The following is an 18,559-nucleotide window of genomic DNA, read 5'->3' on the forward strand; positions in this document are numbered from 1 at the left end:
ATCCCAACGTACTCGCAGATCGTTGACCGTGGCCCGTGTCAGGGCCACGGTCAAGGTGACGGGGGCTACGGCGCGGTAGGAGCCGGTTCGTCGGCGGGGTAGTAGATCTCGTTGCGCAAGCGTTCCAAGTCTGGCACTGCGGAATGCGAGGGTGGGGTGTACCGCTCGGCCTGATGCAGTCCGAGCGCCATGCTTGTCATCATCTCGTAGATCGACATGTCTTGCTTCCACTTGCCCGACAGGCCGGGAAGCACGCGGAAGAGCGCGGGCAGGTAGCGGATCACCTCGCCGATCTGGGCGCGTTGCTCGGCCCCTTGGCGCCGCACCTGCTCGATGGCTGCGCTGCGGGTGCAGCCGGTTTCGTGACGGACCGCCCGCACCAGGTTGTAGGGGACTTGGTCGGCCTCGTCGCGATCCAACCCCACCAGGTCGTTCTCCACGAAGCCCACCCAGCAGATGAGTTCTTCGAGCCGGCGGACCACGGGGTGGTCGCGCAGCTTCGCCGGAAGTTCCCGGTCTCGGTACACCTCTACGCTGGCGATGATGGTTTCGATCCCACTGGTCGACATCCGCAGCGGCAGGTAGTCGGCGGTGGAGGGGATATAGCCGTTGATGCGATGGTGGGCTTCGCGTTCACAGGCTTTGAACCACTCCTCGATGTTGTCGAGGAATCGCTCCTGCCAGCGGGTGCTGCGGCCCTCGCGCAGGCGCGGCCACAAACTCGCCCACGCCGTCGGGATCGCGCCGGACCGCCACGGCCTCTCCGGGTCCTGGCGCAGCATTGCCACCATGCCACGCCTCAGCGCGGTGACGGCTTCCGGGTCGGTCAGCTGCGGGTCCTCGAAAAGGTCGTCCCACACCAAGACCAGCACGGCCATGCAGTAGACGGTCTGTTCACGGGCCTCGTTCGCCGGGGCCAAGAGCTTTGCTAGGAGCGGGACCCCCCTGTCCACCGGTGGTAGTCGGCCTCGGCCGGGGTGAGGGCAAGGCCGGTGTCTACCATCCAGCTCCGCAACCATTGCGCGATCCGTGGCGGCAGCCCACCACCGTGAACCTTGGGGGCCTGCGTCGAGGGCGGCGGGACCGGCGGCGGCGACGGAGTTCGCCGGTCGAGGACGGACCGGACGTAGGCGGTCATCGCGTGGCGCGCGTTCGGGTTCACGGAAACAGCGGCGAGTTGACCGACGTCGGTGAGTACGACGACGCAGCCCTACCCGTCCCAGGCGAGCGGCCGCGTTTCCGCAGGTGTGGCTGCGTCTCCTGGCGTCGGTGCTCGGCGTATTGGTCGATTGTTTCTGCGAGGGTGTTGGTGGGTGTGAAGGTCCGGGCGGCGGGCCAGGTGATGGTGATGAGTTCGGTGAGCAGACGCAGGTCGGTGAAGAACAGTGGTGCGGCGGTGGGCTGCCCAAAACTGTTTGTGGTTGCCGGACCGGTTGGTGTCAGCAGGTCGGTCAGTTGTGCCTGGGTGGTCAGTAGTTCGGCGAAGGATTCGGGGTCGAGATCGGGATTGCTGGGGCCGGAGTCTCGGAGAGACCCGCCGCAGGAGATCAGTTTCCTGGTGGTGTAGCCGGAGTTGCCTGTGAGTGTCCGGCATTGCCACGGGTGCAGGTCAGTAGCGGTGGCGTTGACGATGAGCAGGTCATGGGGTGTCTTGTGTTTCGTTCGGCTGCTTGCTGGTTCCCGGCAGTGCGGGCAGAGGTGTTCGAGGAGCCGGTTGTGGGTGAGGCAGCAGAAGGTGACCGGTAGGCGCCAGGCCCGTTTCCAGGGGCCGCCGTGGTGTTGCTGGATGGTGCTGCCGTCACCGGCGAGGCACTGCGGGCAGTATCGGGTCCATTGGACAAACACCCAGAGCTCGGCCAGGATCGCGTGCAGCTCGCGCTGCTTGCCGAGAAATTCTGGTCGCAATGGTGGATAGCGGTCGGGCATGGTGATCAGCGACAGATCCGCGACCTCAGGAAGAGACAGCTTGGTTGTTCGGGCTAATGCGACGGGGTCGGAGGGGCTGAGCAGTTCCTTTCGGAGGGTGTAGCGCCGGTTGGGGCGAAGTCCAACTGTCAGGGGCCACCGGGAATTCCCCGTGTACGGCCAGTTGCGATTCCCCATAGGCGGCCAGTTGGGAGCTTCTGGCACACCGCCAGCATCCCGCCCGAACATTCGGGAATGCCGGTCATCCGACTTTGTGGCGGCGATCTAGTGGCGTAGGGCGCGTCGATTTACTGCGGCGGGTGGGGATTGTCGGGAGCGGCGAGCTGATGCGGGCTGCCTGCTGGGGCCAGGTCGAGCGTGGTCAGCGGGTGTGTCAGGTCTGTGTCAGGTTGGTGTCAGCCGAGCCGGCGACAGTAGTGGTGTCAACGGCGCAGCGGTCCGCTCAACTGGATTGCAGCACAACGGATCTGAAGGAGACACCACCATGCCAACCAACACCCTGACCGGCCGGGACAAGAGCACCCTGCGGACCGCCGCATACGGTGCGGTATCGCTGATGGCCGCCACCGGCACGCCCCACAAGGCCGCTACGAACGCCTCTATCGTCCTGACGTCGGCGACCGGTCTGGTCGGGCATGTACTCGCCGCGAAGTCCGCCGACATCAAACTGAGCGGCACGACCGTTGCCGCACTCGCCGACCAGGTATTACCGGCCCTGACCGCCGCCGTGAACCTGCTCGAGAAGCAGGATCCGGCCGAGGCCGACAACTTCCGCAGCACCGTCCGCATTGCTATCGACGCAGCCGCCCGGCCATACACGGGTGAGCCCAGCCCCGCCACGACCGCGATGGCCCGCAAGATCACCGCAGCCCTCGACGCCGGGGCGACCACCGCGAGCAGCGGGGCGGTGCCGGAGGCCACTGCCGGGGAGGGTCGCCCGGAGCTGCAGCGGGCCCTCGAAGACATCGTGGATTCCGGTATCACCGGGATTACGCTGCGCGTGCACGATGAGCGGGGCGAGTGGGTCGGCGGCGCCGGGGTAGCCGAGCTGGACGAGGGCGCGAGGCCGCCGATCGACGGCCACGTCCGGATCGGTAGCAACACCAAGACCTTCGTCGCGACCCTGGTGCTGCAACTGGTGGCCGAGGGCAGGATCGGGCTGGACACCCCGGTGTCTGACTACCTGCCCGAGTTCGGGCTCGACGAGCGGATCACGGTGCGGATGCTGCTGCAGCACACCAGCGGAATCTTCAACTTCACCGGCGAGTACTACCCCGACGGGACGATGGTGCCGGGGATCCCCGCGACTACCGCGGGCAAGGAATGGGTGGACAACCGGTTCAAGACCTACCAGCCGGAGGATCTGGTACGCCTGGCGCTGTCCAAGCCCGCACGGTTCGAGCCGGGCACGGACTGGAGCTACTCCAACACCAACTACGTTTTGGCCAGGCTGCTGATCGAGAAGGTCACCGGCCGCCTGGCCGCCCAGGAGATGCAGCGGCTGATTCTGGGCCCGCTCGGACTGACAGGCACCATGGCACCGACCACCCAGACCGAGGTCCCCGAGCCGCACGCCCATGCCTACTTCCGGTATGAGGACGACAGCCAGGAAGTCACGGTCGACGTCACCAGCCACAACCCCTCCTGGATCTCCAGCGGTGGTGACATCGTCTCGACCACTGCAGACCTGCACACCTTCATTTCCGCGCTGATGGGCGGCAAGCTGCTGCCGGCCGAACTGCTCGCCGAGATGTGCACGCCGCACCCGACGCCCATTCCGGACATGGGCTACGGCCTGGGTGTTTTTGTGCAGGAAACGAACAGTGGCACCATCATCACCCACAACGGCGGCGCCGCAGGCCATGCGGCAATGATGTTCAGCACGCCCGACGGCAGCAAGACCCTGACCGCCGCGCTGAACTACGTCGACGACGCCGCACTGTCGCTGGCCGTGCCGTTCCAGCAAGCGACGCAGCGGCTCGTCAACGAGCTGTTCGGCCACGCGCAGGGCTGACGCGACGGACCCAGCTCGGTAACAGGTCCGAGCACCGTAAGCCCCGTACGTCTCGCGGGCCGACTCCTAGCCGGTACTCACACCAGGAAGATCATCGCCCGGCCGAGCTCGTGGAGCCCGGCCGGGCGATCAGCGTGCGCACACCGACCCAAGCAGGTTCGAGCGTTTCGAAAGGCGGTAAGCCGCACAGCGACGACCCTTTGTTGCCGCCCGTTTGCATTGACGGCCAGATAGCTCCCCGATAAGTGGCCGCCAGTGGGGAATTCCAACAGGCCGCTGAGATCCGACCTTCTCGATGAGGCGTGAGGGTGATGTTTCGAGCCGGTGGGCAAGCCGAAGCAAATAGCCGGGCAGGGACTCATCAGCCAGTGGGTCGAGGCTGCGTGGGAGCGGGCGCAGGGGCGGCGGTAATGAGGGCATGGGGTTATGCCCCTTGCCGTGAAGTGGGGACACCGGGGTCGTCGAAAACGGTGTTGCGGTGTCTGCCGCGCTGCGGTTTCCGAGGTTTGGCCGGCGGGACGGGTGGGAGTTCGCCGGCGGCGGCGTCACGCCTGTGGTCGTTGCCCAGGTCGAGGGTGGTGGTGGTGATGATGGTGTCGAGCAGGTGTTCGGTGAGATTTTCGGTCCCGTCGGAAGATGGCTTCGGCGCAGGCTTCCCCAATGAGGCGTTCGAGCAGTCCGACGACGCCGTTGGTGCGGCGGAACAGGTATTCGGGCATGGAGCCGTCTGTGAGCATGCCCGGTGCAGCGTGGAACAAGCGTAGGTTCTCCTCCAGCCCGGCCAGGTGTGCGGTCCAGGCGGCGATGGCCTCGGGACTGTCGTAGCGGAATGGTTCGAGGTGGACCAGTTTGAAGCGGCGTTCGGTCTGGGTGGATGCTTCGTCGCTGAGGTCGCGGGTCGGTGGTGTGAACACCCATTCACCGGTGCGTGGATCCTGGTGGCCCCTGCGCAGCAGCCCGGAGCGCGGGATGTCGACGCCGATGAGAACCAGCGTGACTTTCATGCTCATGTACGCGCGGATCAGGTCGAGGTGTCCTGGTCGTCGGCGCGGTGCAGCTTCAGCCGGGTGATGTCATCCAGAATCAATACCCGGGTGCCGTGGTCGTGCAGCGACGCCCGGACTTGGCGGGTCAGCTGTGGCATATTCATGCCTTTGTGGTCAGCGCCGAAGAAGTCCAGGATCGCGTGGCAGGTCGACTTCGGTTTCGCTGTGACCGGTGTTTGGACGTAGGTGACCGGAATGTGCGGATCGCGGGTGCCGGGCAGTGCATCGGGGTTGAGCTGGGCGTGCAGGTCCAGCCACGCGTCTTCGAACGCGGCTGCGATTTCGCAGGCGGTTTCGGTCTTGCCTTGGTAGCCACCGCCGGTGATCATCAGCCCGGCCCGGGTGGTGGATTTGTGTTTGAGCGCGTTGGTCTGCAATCGCCCTCGCATCAGCCGCGCGAGTTCAGCGCTCATCGGTGTCTCCTGCAGTGGCAGATTCGCGTGGGTGGCTGCGCGGTGCAGATCGTGCAGTTGCCGCCGCCACGGGCTCATCAGCCGGTATTCGTCCAGGCTGATCTGGGGCGCGGGGACGAAACTGTAGCGGGCCAGCCGCCATTGCCGCCAGCCCTCGGCGGTTTCGCGGTCGGGGACCTGTCCGGGGAGAATGAACTGCGTCACTGCGAAATCCGGGTTCCTGGTCACGAAATCACTTCCGGATCGTCGGTGTTCGGATGCTTGTCGTATTCGGTGAGCAGGAACAGATTCCCCCGCTGGAATGCCTTACCCAGCCGGGCCGGGCGGGTGATCGGTATCTGTTCGAGGGATCGAGCACGAGGACCGTTCCAGGCGACAAGTCCAGCCGATCCACTACCCGGCCTTCCGGCCCTCGGCCGCCGCCGCAACGATCAGCGTCCGGTCGGCAGCGACTGCGCCAGTCCATGCCCAGGCGGCGCTGCGCCGACAAAGTGTCCACCGTCACCGCCGCATGCGGCTGCCATCCTCCGACCACGACATAACCCCAGCCGTTCAGTGCCGCGACCTCCGCGGTCGCGGCAAACGCCACTTCGTCCCGTGAACGAATCCGCGCAACCGGGCGCACGTCGATCAACCACCACCCAGACACCGTGGTGACCAGGAAATCCGAAACATGCTCCGCCCGACCCTCATCGCAGACGTAGCGCAGCCGCAGCGGCCGCGACAACACATCCGTCACCGCACCGGCGAAGTCCAGCATCAGCAGCAGCCGGGCCTCTGCTAGCGACTCATACCCATGATGACGGCCCGTGCTCACCAGATACTGCAACCCCGACCGATGCCGCTGCCCGTGCCGCCAGGAGAACCCGCGGACCGGCTCCCGGCCCGCCATCGGCAACGAACCCAGATCCCGCACCGGCGCCGACACCTCACGCCCGCCCACCCGGCAGGACACCGACCACGGCGTGTCCCACCGCAACCGCTCCCACGCTTCATCGGAAACCGATGCCGCAATAGCTAATTCGGTCCACCGGCAGGTGTGTGACCACACCGGTTCAAGGCTCAACCTCACCGCGACATCCAAACGCATCCAGCCCACATGCGCCCGCCGAACACCGAGCCCTGTCAACAGTCATCGCCACCTCGGGATGGGCAGACAGTGCATGTCCGGGCTGGTGGACAATGGGTCTCCGGCTCGGTGGCCAGGGCTTCTCCGTTAGGTGAGTTCGGGTAACGATGTCATCCGGGACAAGAATTCCAGCAGTTCTGCCTCATGATGGTCGTGTGCCCACAGGGACAGTTCCCCGATCGTGCCCTGCAGCAAGTCGCCCAATTCGGTCAACGTGCAAACGCAACTCGCTTCCACGGTGCCGCCCTCCTCAGGGTCGGCGCTGTCGTGCACCGCGAATACTTCGACATACCGCGCATCAGGAGCAGCCGGTATAGGGACGAGCTTGACGAAGAAGTTCCCTTCCCAGAAGTAGAAGTCGGTTTCGTCACCGCTGCGAGCCTCCCCGATCGCGGCACGTAGCGACCCCAGAAACGGCAGCACCTCGTCGGTCCAGCCGTGTCCGGGAAAGTCGTGGCCGTCGATGGTGATCCAGACTTCGCCGGAGACATAGAGCTGAGGCTGGCGGGAGTCGACAGCCAGGTCTTCTATTGGGATGTTCAGTTCGAACATGAGCCCATTCTCCGGTTACTCCGTCCAGTTTCTCCTCACCGAGAAGCAGGTCAGCCCGATCAACCCCTTGCCAGTGAGAAGGGCCTCCGCCAGCCGGCGGGAATCGCCCTCGGTGAGCAACCAGAAGCCCCGTGTCCACCCACCCGGACTATCAAGGCGTCCGCAAGCAAGACCAGTGACAACTAACCCGCAAAACGAGTGAAAGATACCGTGCCTCGCCCGTCGAGAAAAGCCAGGTGCGGCATCCGCCTCAGTGACAGATGTCGTGCTTCGTCACAGCGCCATATGTGTCGCTTTTGCGGGATATCTGTCACCGAATGCGTGGTCTTCGCCCGGGCGGGGGTCTGGAATCACCGCACGACCGATGAATCCAAGCGAGCGCGATCGTCTGCACCCGGGAACGATGAACTGCACCACCGACGGCACTGGCCGAGGACGCAGATCAGCCACACTGCCGCCCTTGCGGGCTGGCTTCGATCGAATTGGAGAAACCCCGGTGTCCGATGTCGTGTCTCGCGAGGGCCTCTGGGCCATGGCTCACGCCGAACGCGCCGCCTTGGCCGACGATCTCACCGACCTGGATGACAGGCAGTGGACCCAACGATCGCTGTGCGGACGCTGGGTGATCGAGGAGGTCGTCGCCCACCTCACCGCGGCGGCGAGTATCGGCCGGATGCGGTGGCTGACCAGTGTCCTGGGTGCCCGGTTCGACTTCGACCGGCACAACGCCCGGCGACTGGCCGAGCACCGTGGTGGGACCCCGGCCGAAACCCTCGAGCGGTTCCGGGCGGTCGTCGCGAGCACCGTAGCGGCATCGGGGCACACGGCGGCTTGGCTCGGCGAGGTGGTCGTGCATGCCCAGGACATCCGACGCCCCCTCGGGCTGTTGCGCACACCGTCGGTCGCGGCCACCACCGAAGTGGCCCGCTTTTTCGCCAGCCGCGATTTCACCGTAGCCAGCCGCAGCATTGTCGAGGACTTACGCCTCGAGGCGACCGACGGCCCCTTCGCTGTCGGCACCGGCCCCTTGATCCGCGGAACGACCATCGCGCTCACGATGGCAATGGCGGGAAGATATGCCTATTGCGATGACCTCACCGGGCCCGGTGTGCCCACCCTGCGCGCTCGCTGTACACCACACGACGGCGGCTGACCCGACACACCGGAACCCCGAATCGGCGCGGGCCGGGTCAGGAACGCCCTGGCACTGTGTTGAGCCACCGGTAGTCCTTGGTGTGGGCGGCTTGCCAGGATTGGCGGGTGCGCAGGGTCTGATCCTGTTCGGCCATCGCGGCTAGGCGGCGTAGGACGAAGTCGAGTTGGATCGGCATGGGCTTCTCACACCAGAGGGTGCCGTCGTTGTCGAAGACCGCGATCCGGTCCTGCGGTGGGACTTCGTCGGGACCGCCTCGGGTGCTCACTCGATCGACGAAGTTCACCACCGCTTGCATGCGGGCTCCGTCGTGCCAGCTCGGAAGTGGATCGCCGGACTGTGGGCTGCGTTCATCGGTGCGACCGTTGTCGGGCTCGCACTGACTCTGTGCGGTCATGCCACCACTCCTCGTATGAGGTGTATCCGTGTCGCCGCAACGCCTGGGGCCGTGCCGAGCACATCGCTGCACGGGAACCCGCGAGACCGAGAGCGACCGGTGTACCGCGATCACAACGCACCACCCTCGTGTGTTGCGAGTTCGGCAGGTGTTGAGCAGGTTCTCGCTGATTCACATGAACGGGCCGTTCGTGCGATGGCGGTGCCTGCCGCTCACCGTGGCGGGCAGGCACCGTTCCTCGCTTGTAGCGGGATCAGCGGGATCCCTGACTGTGTAGCTGAGGGCCCCTGCCTTGTGCTGTTACTCGCGCGAGAGCATGGCGACAGCTTCGCGTTCGAGATCGACGAAGGGTTCGCCGCTGACGTCGACAGCGACACGGTGCAGGGTTCCGCCGGTGAACGCCCAGGGCCGTGTTCCGGGATAGTCGTCGGTGACGGCTTCGGCGCTGTCACGGCCCGCGTTGAGGCCTTCACCAGCGATACTGAATTTGCCGGGCTGGGTGCGGATTCGGCCTCCGCCGACCTTGTGGTCGCCGTAGTAGAGGCTGAGTGTGCCGCGTGCGGTGCCGGGCGGGTCCTCGCCTTCCTTGTCGAACGATGCGGCCAGGATCAGGTTCTGGCCGGTCGGCAGGTCCTCGGTCGCGCTGATCCGCTGTTGCTCGCTGCCGAGGAAGTTGTAGACGTAGTGCAGCCGGTTGTTCTTGATATAGAGGGCGTGCCCGCCGAATCGGCCGCCGTGGGAGAACAGCACACCGGATGCGTCGGGACCGGGTAGGTCGACGAGCGCTCCGATCGAGTAGGAGCGGTTACGAATGTTGACCGCGACCGACTCCGGTACCTCAGCCCCGCCGGGGCGGTACACGTAGCGGTTGCGTGGTGGGGCGAGCTGGGGGCGGGAGCTGGTCAGGATTTCGACGGCCGAGCGGTCGTCGAGCGGGAACGCCTGGTTGACACCGGCCTCGTAGAACCACAGGCCGATCAGTTCGGTGAGTCTGCCCGGTTCCTCGGCGGCGAGGTCGTGCATCTCCGAGCGATCCACCTCGGTGTGGTACAGCTCCCAGGTGTCGTCGGGGAAGTGGCTCCAGCCGCTGAGGGTGGGGTGGGTGGTGACGGCTTTCCAGCCGTCGTGCCAGATCCCGCGTCCGCCGAGCATGGAGTAGAACTGCGTGTGCTTGGCGGTCGGGATGTTGGCCGCGTCGAAGCTGTAGCGCATGCTGACGCCTTGCAGCGGCACTTGAGCGTGGCCTCTCACCATGTCGGGGAGTTCGATGCCGAGGCAGTCCAGCAGGGTCGGCGCCAGGTCGACGGCGTGGTGGTACTGGTCGCGAGTCTCGCCGCGGGCGGTGATCCCGGCGGGCCAGGAGATGAGGCACGGGTCGCAGGTGCCGCCGTTGAACGAGTACCGCTTCCACATCTTGAACGGGGTGTTGAAGGCCATCGCCCACCCGTTCGGGTAGTGGTTGTACGTTGTGGTGCTGCCCAGCTCGTCTAGTTTTGCCATATTCTCGGCCAAGTCGTCGGGGACGCTGTTGGCGATCTTGTTCTCGTTGACCGAGCCGTCCGAGCCGCCCTCGCCGCTGGCTCCGTTGTCCGAGACGACCACGATGATGGTGTTGTCCAACTGCTCGATCTCCTCCAGGTAGGCGAGCAGGCGGCCGATCTGGTCGTCGCAGTGCGAGAGGAACCCCGCGTACACCTCGGCCATGCGGGCGAACAGCCGCTTCTCCTCATCAGAGAGCGTGTCCCAGGGGCGGGTGTAGTCCAACGGCGGGAACGGCTCGCCCTCAGGGCCGCTTCGGGTGTCGGGGGTGCCGATCGGGTTTAGCGGCGGCAATTCGGTGTTCTGCGGGACCAGGCCCATTTGTTTCTGCCGCTCGAGGATCTGCGCGCGCATCACCTCGTAGCCCGCGTCGAACCGCCCCCGATAGCGTTCGATCCATTCGCGCGGCGCGTGGTGCGGAGCGTGTGCGCAACCGGGGGCGTAGTAGAGGAAGACCGGGCGATCGGGGGCTATGGACTTGACGTCGTCGATGTACTCGAGTGCTCGGTCGGTGATATCGACGCTGAGGTGATAGCCCTGCTCCGGTGTCGAGGGCTGTTCGACGGGATGGTTGTCGTGCACCAGATCCGGATACCACTGGTTGGTTTCCGCGCCGAGGAAGCCGTAGAAGCGCTCGAAACCGCGACCGACCGGCCAGTTGCGTTTGGTGGACGCCAGGTTCATCTCGTCCTCGGCGCACAGATGCCATTTGCCGACCATCGCGGTACTGAAGCCCTGTTCGACCAGGACCTCGGCGAGGGTGGCGCATTCCGGGGGGATGTGGCCGTTGGCTCCGGGGAATCCGACCGCGCATTCGCTGATGCAGGCCATGCCGTTGGTGGTGTGGTTGCGGCCGGTGAGCAGGCAGGAGCGGGTCGGTGAGCACAGCGCGGTGGTGTGCCACTGGCTGTAACGCAATCCGTTGGCGGCGATCCGATCGATATTCGGCGTCTCGATCGGGCCGCCGTAGCAGCTCATCGCGCCGAAGCCGACGTCGTCGAGCACGATGTAGACGATATTGGGCGATCCCGGTGCCGCCTTGGGCTGCTCGTACGGGCCCCAGTCCGGGACCGAATCACGGATATCGAGGTTGACCACACCGCGGAATGGCGTTGCCATGGGCGTTCTCCTCCACAGATAGACCCCCGATGGGTGGACCCCCTACCCGCAACCTATGCAGCCACGGCTACACCGACCTCACCCATCACGGATGAAACTGGTCCAGCAGCGTCAGCCCACAGCATGGTCTCGAAGGAAATAACGGAGAGTTGCCTGCATAGCGAAAACGCAATTCGCCCGACGACTCCCGCTGACTACAGTCAGCCCAGACTTGTGCCGGTTTGATGTCACTACGTAGAAACGTGGCCCCAGGGGGTCATCGAGGAGCATTCACTCCCACCGGCGACGGCAGACCCGCGACACGTTCGACGATATGCCGCAGCATCGGCGCGTACCACGATGAATACTGGAATTTCCTCCCCGCAAAATGAGGAACAGCGTCCTGGGGTGAGAAAGATCGACACACATGTACCGGGGTTTTCATCCGACGGGAAAGTGGACCCGATGAGCAGTCGAGCCTCGCACGAACTACGACACAACGACCAAAACCGGGCAACGAACAACCCGACGGAAGTCGATGCCAGGAATTCGCCAACCGTCGTCGCTAGGCCCGCGGCCCCTCACGACCCGGCTCGGGGAGTGTGGATTGAGGGCGGTACGTTCACCATGGGATCCGACGATCACTATCCCGAGGAAGCACCGACGCACCGGGTCGCGGTCGGCGGATTCTGGATCGACCCGCACCCGGTCACGAACACCGAATTCGCCCGGTTCGTCTCCCGCACCCGCTACTGCACCGTCGCCGAGCGGACACCCACCGCCGCCGACTACCCCGATGCCGATCCCGACCAACTGGTCGCGGGCTCCTCGGTGTTCATCAAACCGGATCGTCCGGTGCGCATGGAGCTGCCGTACCAGTGGTGGCACTGGGTTCCCGGCGCCAACTGGCAGCACCCGCAGGGACCGGGTACCTCGATCCGCAAACGCCCCGACCACCCTGTAGTGCACATCGCCTGGGACGACGTCGCGGCCTACGCCGACTGGGCGGGCAAGGACATCCCGACAGAAGCGGAATGGGAGTACGCCTGCCGAGGAGGTCTGGATGGCGCGAAGTTCGCGTGGGGCGATGAATTCGCACCGGACAACACGCTGATGGCCAATACCTGGCACGGCGAATTCCCGCACCACAACACCCGAGTCGACAGATTCGAAGGCACCTCGCCGGTCGGTTCCTTCCCCCCGAACGGATACGGCCTGGTCGACATGATCGGCAACGTGTGGGAATGGACCCAGGACTGGTACACCGCCCACCAGGGCCAGGCACACGCCTGCTGCGTGGCCGTCGATCCGCGCGGCGGCACCGAAGAAGACAGCCGCGACCGGACACAGCCGCTCATCGGCCGCCGCGTCATCAAAGGTGGATCACACCTGTGCGCACCGAACTACTGCCAGCGGTACCGGCCTGCGGCCCGAATGGCCCAACCGATCGAAACCTCCACCTCGCATCTGGGTTTCCGGCTGATCACTCGACCCTGAAACCACCCGATTCCGGCAGCGGATTCCCGTCCGCCCGGCCGCGTCGCACGATGCGAACTACACGCGGGCGAGCTACCTCTACCGGATCGACCAATGACGGACCGCCGCCCTCGGGCCTCGCCGCGCCTGCCGGCCGACGGGTAACTGGAGTGTCGGCACCCCACCAAGGTCCGGTCGCGTCAGGTGCGACGCGTCGGCCACGCGACCTGGCCAGGGTCCGAGAATTTCCGCATCACCTGTTGCTCCAGATGCGCCAGCGAATCGCGCGAGTAGTCGAATGCGAAACCTGTGCCCTTCAGTTCGAGGTCTTGCAGCAGCATCAGAACGAAGAACAGCCGGTCATGCCAATCCAGCAGGGGCCCGTCAGGGCTTGCCACATCCGCCTCATTCCGATCGAAACCTAGACGCCGCCATCGACGATTTTCTCACCAGAGGGGGCGGACTCTATCCGAGACTCTACGCAGGCAGCCAGGGATCATTGGGAGCCCGAATTACTCGCTGGCCGGCGCATGGCGGTGTATTGGCCCCGTTTGCGCTGCGATCTGCGGATACCCTGCGCCGGAACGTGTCTCGCGACAGACTCCCGGGCGTAGGCCCCTATCCGCCCAGAATTCGGCCAGTCGGCGACCCCATCTAATCGAATAATTCCCATTTGATCTCATCAGGGGTTTTGTCGGTGCGCAGCCCGCGCCAGCTGGGGTGTCGTAGCCCATCGCCGGTGTATTCGCGGTACTCGATGTCACCGACGAGTTCCGGGCGCACCCACCGCGCGGCACGCAGTTCCCGCCGGTCCGGGATCGGATCGAAGGGACTGGTGTCGACAGCCAGATCGTCGAGCTGCTTACGCAGCGCACGGCGGGCGAGCACGGTGAATCCAGTACCGACATTGCCGATGTAGACCAGCCGCTTGTCCGAGTTATGGGCGGCCAGGACGAGTGAGCCGAAGGTCGGGGCCAGCATCCCGTTGCCGGGTGTCCATCCAGCCACGATCGCCTCGGTGGTGTGGCGCAGCGGGGTTTTGATCCATACCGGACAGCGGCGGCCGGGGTGGTAGGTCGATTCGGTCTCTTTGGAGACGATGCCTTCCAGGTGGTGTTCGCGGGCCAGTTCGAGCATGCGGTCGGCGGCCTGGCCCAGCCAGTGGGGCGGGCTGCTCACCAGCCCGCCGGACAGGGTGAGGTCGTAGAGCTGTTCACGGCGCACGAGGTAGGGCAGGTCGGTGGTGGCGTCGCCGTCGACTGCCAGGACGTCGAAGGCGTAGAACTGCACCGCAACGGCGCGGATCAGCTCATTACTGGGGCGGACGACGTGCATGCGGCGCTGCAGCAAACCGAATGACGGTGCCCCGTTCGGGGTTTGGGCGATGATCTCGCCGTCGAGGATCAGCTCCCGCCCGCGCGCCGCGGCGGCGATCGCCTCGACCAAATCCGGGTACGAGCCGGTGATGTCCCGCTTGTTTCTGCTGTACAAGCGACAGGTGTCGCCGTCACAGACGACGATGGCGCGTACACCGTCCCATTTCATCTCGATCGCCCATGCGGCAGTGTCCGGCGGCCGTCCCGCGACGGCCAGCATCGGTGCCGGGACCGAAACCACAAGGTCAGCGTATCTCCAGCTATCGCTTTTGCGGCATCTTTCGAATCCCCTGGATCGATCCGCGCGGCGGGCTGTAGAGCGTGCGTGACAGCCAGGCATCGAGATCCGGGCCGGGCGCAATGCATCCACGCGTTAGCGTGACGGTGACGCGACCTGTGCGCCACGGGCAGCCGGCGTGGCGGCCGCGGCCCGACCATTGCCGCTGGTAGATCCTGTGACCAGGGCGATACGGCCGTCGAGGCGGATAGACATGGATCGGTGCACGGATTCAACTGGTTGGCGGCCGAGGGTTCGTCGATCACGGTCATCGATCGAGGAGTTGGCGTGACAGTGTTTGCCCCCACCAGTGTTCGATCTGATCTGGTGGCCAGCCGCGCTCGTGGATGAGGATTGTGTAGACGTCGATGTTGCACAGTGCGGCGTAGACGTCGACGGCGGTGGCCAAGTCCACCCCGGGGCGAAGGGTGCTCGCGGGCCAGGAAGAGAACACATCGACACGGGTCTGGTCGGCGGCGCGGCGTACTCGCTCGTAGATGGTGGCTAGGTCGGCTTCGGTGCGGCCGGCTTCGCGGATCAACGTGATCAGGTCGCCGGAGCGTTCGAAGAGTCTGCGGTCGTAACCTGCCATCGCGGCGAGTTGCTTCTCGGGGGTCGTGGCTGCGCCGAGGTCGGCGAGCAGCCGTTTCGGGTCGGCCGGCAGATCGGCCGCGTCCACCAAAGCCCATACCAGGCCGGTCTTGTTTCCGTACGCGGCGTAGACCGTCGGTACCGATACACCCGCCTCGCGCGCCACCTCCCGCACGGTCGTCGACGCCCATCCTTGGGAGATGAACAGGCGACGAGCCGCTTCCGCTATGTCGGCGCGGGTGCGGTGCGCCTGGGCTTGGCGCCGGAGGTTGTCATAGCCGCGCCGCGGGGGCGACTCACTTGCACCGCCGATCTTTTGCTGCATATATTGAAAATATCATACGTAAAGTCAATTGAGAGGATGCCTGTCGTGACTGTTTCGGATGGGGCGGGGCTGGGTGGGCTCGGGTTTGTGCTCACAGCCCTGGTGGTCAACCTGCTCTACGTCCGTGCGCGGCTTCCGCTGCCGATGTCGGGCAAGGGTTTGGACGAGGTCATGGACTCGTTGGCGGCAGTCGGAGTCGCAGTTCGACGCCCCTCGGTACTCGCCCCACTGACGTGGCTGTGCACAACGATTTTCGCCGCCGGATTGGCGACGGTGCTGTGGGAATCCGGGCAGTCCCCCAGCGCGTGGGCGTTGATGGGATTCGGTGGCGTCCTCATGCAAAATGTCGCGTTCAGCTGCGTGGAGGCGTTGCGGTTCGGGCTGGCTTCGGCCGCCGCGCACGATCGTGGATCGACGGCGGGACTGTGGGCGCTCAGCAACGTGTTGTTCGGCTTCAACCAAGTCTTTCTCGCCACCGCACTCGTGGGATTCAGCATCGCCGGTGCCGAGACCGGGTTTCTGCCCCTCTGGCAGCAATGGCTCGGATACGGCAGCGCCGCCTTGCTTTTCGTCGCCTCGTCGGCCAGCGCCTACAATGCCGCCGGTACCAGCCGCACCGCGCTGATCGGGTTGGTGGGCTGGCTGGGATGGATCGTATGGATCGTCGCGTCCAGCATCACCCTGCTGGACTACTGACAGACGCCGAAGTGGGGTGGATACTAGCGATGGTGCGGGCTTCCCGTTGTCCCGGCCGGCGCGCCTGGGTGTCCTTCTGCAGGTCGAACCTGCGGAGAGAACCTAGAAGCTACGGTCGCGGTCGTTGACCAGAATGCGGCGTAAAGCCGAGCCGGTGCTTCCGATCTACCAGCTGCAGGTGGCCGTGGACGCGGTGGTGTACGCCGCGGAGCATCCGCAGCGTAGCGAGTACATCGTAGTCCTGGACAGCACGAACTCGGCCCAGACGTTTCCCTCGACAGCACGGTTGCCGGATGCTGCGGACCTCACTTGACTTGTGGTGTTCGTGCGTATCTCCGTGGACTAAGGGTAGGCGGTACAAGCACCTACTTCGACAAATGGAGGCGTCATGAGGGACGTCGACGACAACGTTTCTACCGGCCGAGGCCGTCTACTTCGAATTCCGCGTAGCCGGGGAGCCCTCGGCGGACTTGCGGTGCTACTTCTGGGCGTCTGGGGCGCGCTGATCCCGTTCCTCGGACCGTACTTCAACTTTGCGTTCACTCCTGATGAGCCATGGGTGTGGACGGCGGCGCGGGGCTGGCTCCAATTACTGCCTGGCGTCGCCGCGATCATCGGCGGATTGCTCATGTTGGCAAGCCGCAACCGTCTCGTGGCAAGCTTCGGCGGGTGGATGGCCGTGGCGGCGGGCTTGTGGTTCGTGATCGGGCCGCTACTGGCGGACCCGCTGCGAATCGGAGATGCCGGCGACCCTGTCGCCACGTCTGACCTGAAACGTGCCGTACTACAACTAACCTACTTCTATGGTCTCGGTGCGCTGATTCTGTTTTTCGCCGCGACATCGCTCGGCCGACTGTCAGTGCGTAGCGCACGCGATATTTCCTTTGCGAGACGCGAGGTCGACGCCAGAGCCGCCGCCGGAGCAGACAGTCAGCGCCGCGTGGCCGACGCGCCAGGACCTGACGAACCCGCCTCCCGCGCCGATACCGGAGCGAAGCCGCGGCTGAACAAGCCTGGGCTCCACCGCGGCTGAAACAAACCCGTTCTGGGCGGCGTGTCCGGTGGCCCGCGACCGGGTTCCGAAGGCCATAATCACCAAACGCCTGATCAGCCTGGCCGATGTTGTCTCCGAGCGAGGGACATCAGCAGTCGTGCTCGAAAGAGTCGCCGAACTTCGCTCTGCTGGAATGATTGCCGCAGCCCGTGCAATCGAACGAGAACTTTCCCAGTCGGTCCTGGTGTGACGCACATCAGTCGAGTTCTTGGGTATGGCTTGCTGATCGAGGCCGCTCAACACGTTGGAGGGCCGTGAATGTGCCGCACCTGATCGTGCTCGTCCATGCCGGACCGTGGTCCCCAAGGGCAAGCTCCTGCTACGGCCCACTGACATCACTCCACCCAAGCAACCGAATCAGACGGACGTGGCTGTCGCATGAGCAGTTGCACGGTGAAGGATATGGGCGTGGAGTTGGAGCCTTACCGTGGTGAGCTGGTGGCGTATTGCTATCGGATGTTGGGTTCGGTCCATGAGGCCGAAGACTTGGTGCAGGAGACGATGCTGCGCGCATGGAGGGCTCGTGACCGGTACGACAGTGCGCGGGCGTCGGTGCGAACCTGGCTGTACCGGATCGCGACGAACGCATGCTTGAATACCCTCGAGGGCCGGGCTCGCCGTCCGTTGCCTTCTGGGTTGGGTGCGCCGTCCGACAACCCCGCCGTGCCGCTCACACCGGAAGCGGACATTCCCTGGTTACAGCCGTTTCCCGATGCTCGGTTCGACGTGGGGTTGCGGTCGGATCTGCGGTTGGCGCTGGTGGCGGCGATGCAGGTGCTGCCGCCGCGGCAACGAGCCGTGCTGCTGTTGCGGGAGGTGCTGGAATTCACCGCCGCCGAGGTCGCCCAACAACTGGGCACGACCGTCGCCGCGGTCAACAGCGCCCTGCAGCGGGCCCGCGCGGCGTTGGCGGATGTGGCCGATATCGACGAGGTCACCGAACCGGACGACCCCGCAGTGCAGGTGGCGATTCACCGGTACATGCGCGCCTTCGAGGCGGGCAACGTCGCGGCGTTGGTCGGGCTGTTGACCCGCGACGCAGTCCTCGAGATGCCCCCGGTGCCATTGTGGTATCGGGGCAGCCGGGATTACGGGCGATTCATGCGCCGCGTCTTCGACATGCGCGGCACCGACTGGCGGATGCGGCAGCTGTCGGCCAACGGGCAACCCGCGCTCGCTGCCTACGCCCCCGAACCGGGCGGCGGACATGTCCTGCACACGCTGCAGGTTTTCACAGTCACCGGCGGCCTGATAGCACGCAACGTCGTGTTCGCCGATCGAGAAGTGTTCCCGCTGTTCGGGTTGCCCGAGACGATGTCCGTGGGCGATCTGCGCCGGCCGCGATGAGTCGGCCCGGTGTCGCCGGTACATACCGGTGAAACATCGGAAGGCCAGCTCGGTGACTGCCGAACCTTCACGCCGCAGACAACCGCCGCGGGCAGCGACCAGCCCAACGCCGCCCCGACGAAGCTGATCGCAAGCCAGCCCAGGCACAGA

17 protein-coding genes and 1 pseudogene are annotated in these 18,559 nt (G+C 65.3%); 7 read left to right on the forward strand and 11 right to left on the reverse strand.

All coding sequences use genetic code 11. The features are described 5' to 3' along the window. Positions 1–65 precede the first annotated feature (65 nt). Positions 66–878, reverse strand: a complete 813-nt coding sequence (locus AB0H00_RS11215) for a terpene synthase family protein (RefSeq protein ID WP_357264451.1) — start codon at positions 876–878, stop codon at positions 66–68. Positions 879–1,158: 280 nt separating this feature from the next. Next, entirely contained in the window at positions 1,159–2,103 is a 945-nt protein-coding gene (locus tag AB0H00_RS11220; RefSeq protein ID WP_357264454.1) for a TniQ family protein, read from the reverse strand. Positions 2,104–2,410: 307 nt separating this feature from the next. On the opposite strand from AB0H00_RS11220, the gene AB0H00_RS11225 reads away from it, so the two are divergent. After that, positions 2,411–3,940 carry a serine hydrolase domain-containing protein gene (locus AB0H00_RS11225; RefSeq protein ID WP_357264457.1) on the forward strand — a complete coding sequence of 510 codons (1,530 nt, stop codon included), beginning with the start codon at positions 2,411–2,413 and terminating at the stop codon, positions 3,938–3,940. A 545-nt stretch (positions 3,941–4,485) separates the two neighbouring features. On the opposite strand, the gene AB0H00_RS11230 is transcribed toward AB0H00_RS11225, so the two are convergent. The 4 genes from AB0H00_RS11230 to AB0H00_RS11245 form a co-directional block, all read right to left on the reverse strand. Next, complete coding sequence (locus AB0H00_RS11230) at positions 4,486–4,950, reverse strand: hypothetical protein (RefSeq protein WP_357264459.1); 465 nt, start codon at positions 4,948–4,950, stop codon at positions 4,486–4,488. An 11-nt stretch (positions 4,951–4,961) separates the two neighbouring features. After that, the gene (locus AB0H00_RS11235; protein WP_357264462.1) at positions 4,962–5,627 is read right to left on the reverse strand and encodes a TniB family NTP-binding protein; all 666 of its coding nucleotides are present in this window, start codon (positions 5,625–5,627) and stop codon (positions 4,962–4,964) included. Positions 5,628–5,631: 4 nt separating this feature from the next. Next, complete coding sequence (locus AB0H00_RS11240; RefSeq protein ID WP_357264465.1) at positions 5,632–6,471, reverse strand: hypothetical protein; 840 nt, start codon at positions 6,469–6,471, stop codon at positions 5,632–5,634. Positions 6,472–6,615: 144 nt separating this feature from the next. Continuing rightward, entirely contained in the window at positions 6,616–7,080 is a 465-nt protein-coding gene (locus AB0H00_RS11245) for a hypothetical protein (protein ID WP_357264467.1), read from the reverse strand. 496 nt (positions 7,081–7,576) lie between these two features. On the opposite strand from AB0H00_RS11245, the gene AB0H00_RS11250 reads away from it, so the two are divergent. After that, positions 7,577–8,233, forward strand: coding sequence for a maleylpyruvate isomerase family mycothiol-dependent enzyme (locus tag AB0H00_RS11250; protein ID WP_357264470.1), 657 nt, complete (start codon positions 7,577–7,579; stop codon positions 8,231–8,233). A gap of 58 nt (positions 8,234–8,291) precedes the next feature. Here AB0H00_RS11250 and AB0H00_RS11255 read toward each other — a convergent pair. Further along, a pseudogene (locus tag AB0H00_RS11255) lies at positions 8,292–8,531 on the reverse strand (haloacid dehalogenase-like hydrolase); the annotation flags it as partial. A 399-nt stretch (positions 8,532–8,930) separates the two neighbouring features. Further along, entirely contained in the window at positions 8,931–11,288 is a 2,358-nt protein-coding gene (locus tag AB0H00_RS11260) for an arylsulfatase (protein ID WP_357264473.1), read from the reverse strand. A 579-nt stretch (positions 11,289–11,867) separates the two neighbouring features. On the opposite strand from AB0H00_RS11260, the gene AB0H00_RS11265 reads away from it, so the two are divergent. After that, entirely contained in the window at positions 11,868–12,764 is an 897-nt protein-coding gene (locus AB0H00_RS11265) for a formylglycine-generating enzyme family protein (RefSeq protein ID WP_357264476.1), read from the forward strand. A 179-nt stretch (positions 12,765–12,943) separates the two neighbouring features. Here the strand turns inward: AB0H00_RS11265 and AB0H00_RS11270 are convergent, their stop codons facing one another. The 3 genes from AB0H00_RS11270 to AB0H00_RS11280 all read right to left on the reverse strand — a co-directional run bounded on the left by AB0H00_RS11270 (position 12,944) and on the right by AB0H00_RS11280 (position 15,312). Beyond that, positions 12,944–13,141: a hypothetical protein gene (locus AB0H00_RS11270; RefSeq protein ID WP_357264479.1), complete on the reverse strand. Its 198-nt coding sequence runs from the start codon at positions 13,139–13,141 to the stop codon at positions 12,944–12,946. 256 nt (positions 13,142–13,397) lie between these two features. Beyond that, on the reverse strand, positions 13,398–14,339 hold the full coding sequence (gene ligD, locus AB0H00_RS11275; RefSeq protein WP_357265077.1) for a non-homologous end-joining DNA ligase: 942 nt from the start codon (positions 14,337–14,339) through the stop codon (positions 13,398–13,400). A gap of 325 nt (positions 14,340–14,664) precedes the next feature. Then, a complete protein-coding gene (locus tag AB0H00_RS11280; protein ID WP_357264482.1) occupies positions 14,665–15,312 on the reverse strand; it encodes a helix-turn-helix domain-containing protein in 648 nt (215 codons plus the stop codon). 45 nt (positions 15,313–15,357) lie between these two features. Here AB0H00_RS11280 and AB0H00_RS11285 point away from each other — a divergent pair, with 45 nt between their 5' ends. The 4 genes from AB0H00_RS11285 to AB0H00_RS11300 all read left to right on the forward strand — a co-directional run bounded on the left by AB0H00_RS11285 (position 15,358) and on the right by AB0H00_RS11300 (position 18,409). Next, complete coding sequence (locus AB0H00_RS11285) at positions 15,358–16,008, forward strand: 2-oxoglutarate/malate transporter (protein WP_357264485.1); 651 nt, start codon at positions 15,358–15,360, stop codon at positions 16,006–16,008. Between the two features lie 124 nt (positions 16,009–16,132). Further along, positions 16,133–16,321 carry a hypothetical protein gene (locus AB0H00_RS11290; RefSeq protein ID WP_357264488.1) on the forward strand — a complete coding sequence of 63 codons (189 nt, stop codon included), beginning with the start codon at positions 16,133–16,135 and terminating at the stop codon, positions 16,319–16,321. A gap of 75 nt (positions 16,322–16,396) precedes the next feature. Beyond that, positions 16,397–17,041 (forward strand): hypothetical protein, encoded by a 645-nt coding sequence (locus tag AB0H00_RS11295; protein ID WP_357264491.1) that lies wholly within the window; start codon positions 16,397–16,399, stop codon positions 17,039–17,041. 399 nt (positions 17,042–17,440) lie between these two features. Next, positions 17,441–18,409, forward strand: coding sequence for a sigma-70 family RNA polymerase sigma factor (locus tag AB0H00_RS11300; RefSeq protein WP_357264494.1), 969 nt, complete (start codon positions 17,441–17,443; stop codon positions 18,407–18,409). The last annotated feature ends 150 nt before the right edge of the window (positions 18,410–18,559 follow it).

It is taken from the genome of Nocardia sp. NPDC023852 (assembly GCF_040639505.1).
In the GTDB taxonomy this organism is placed as follows: Bacteria; Actinomycetota; Actinomycetes; order Mycobacteriales; family Mycobacteriaceae; genus Nocardia.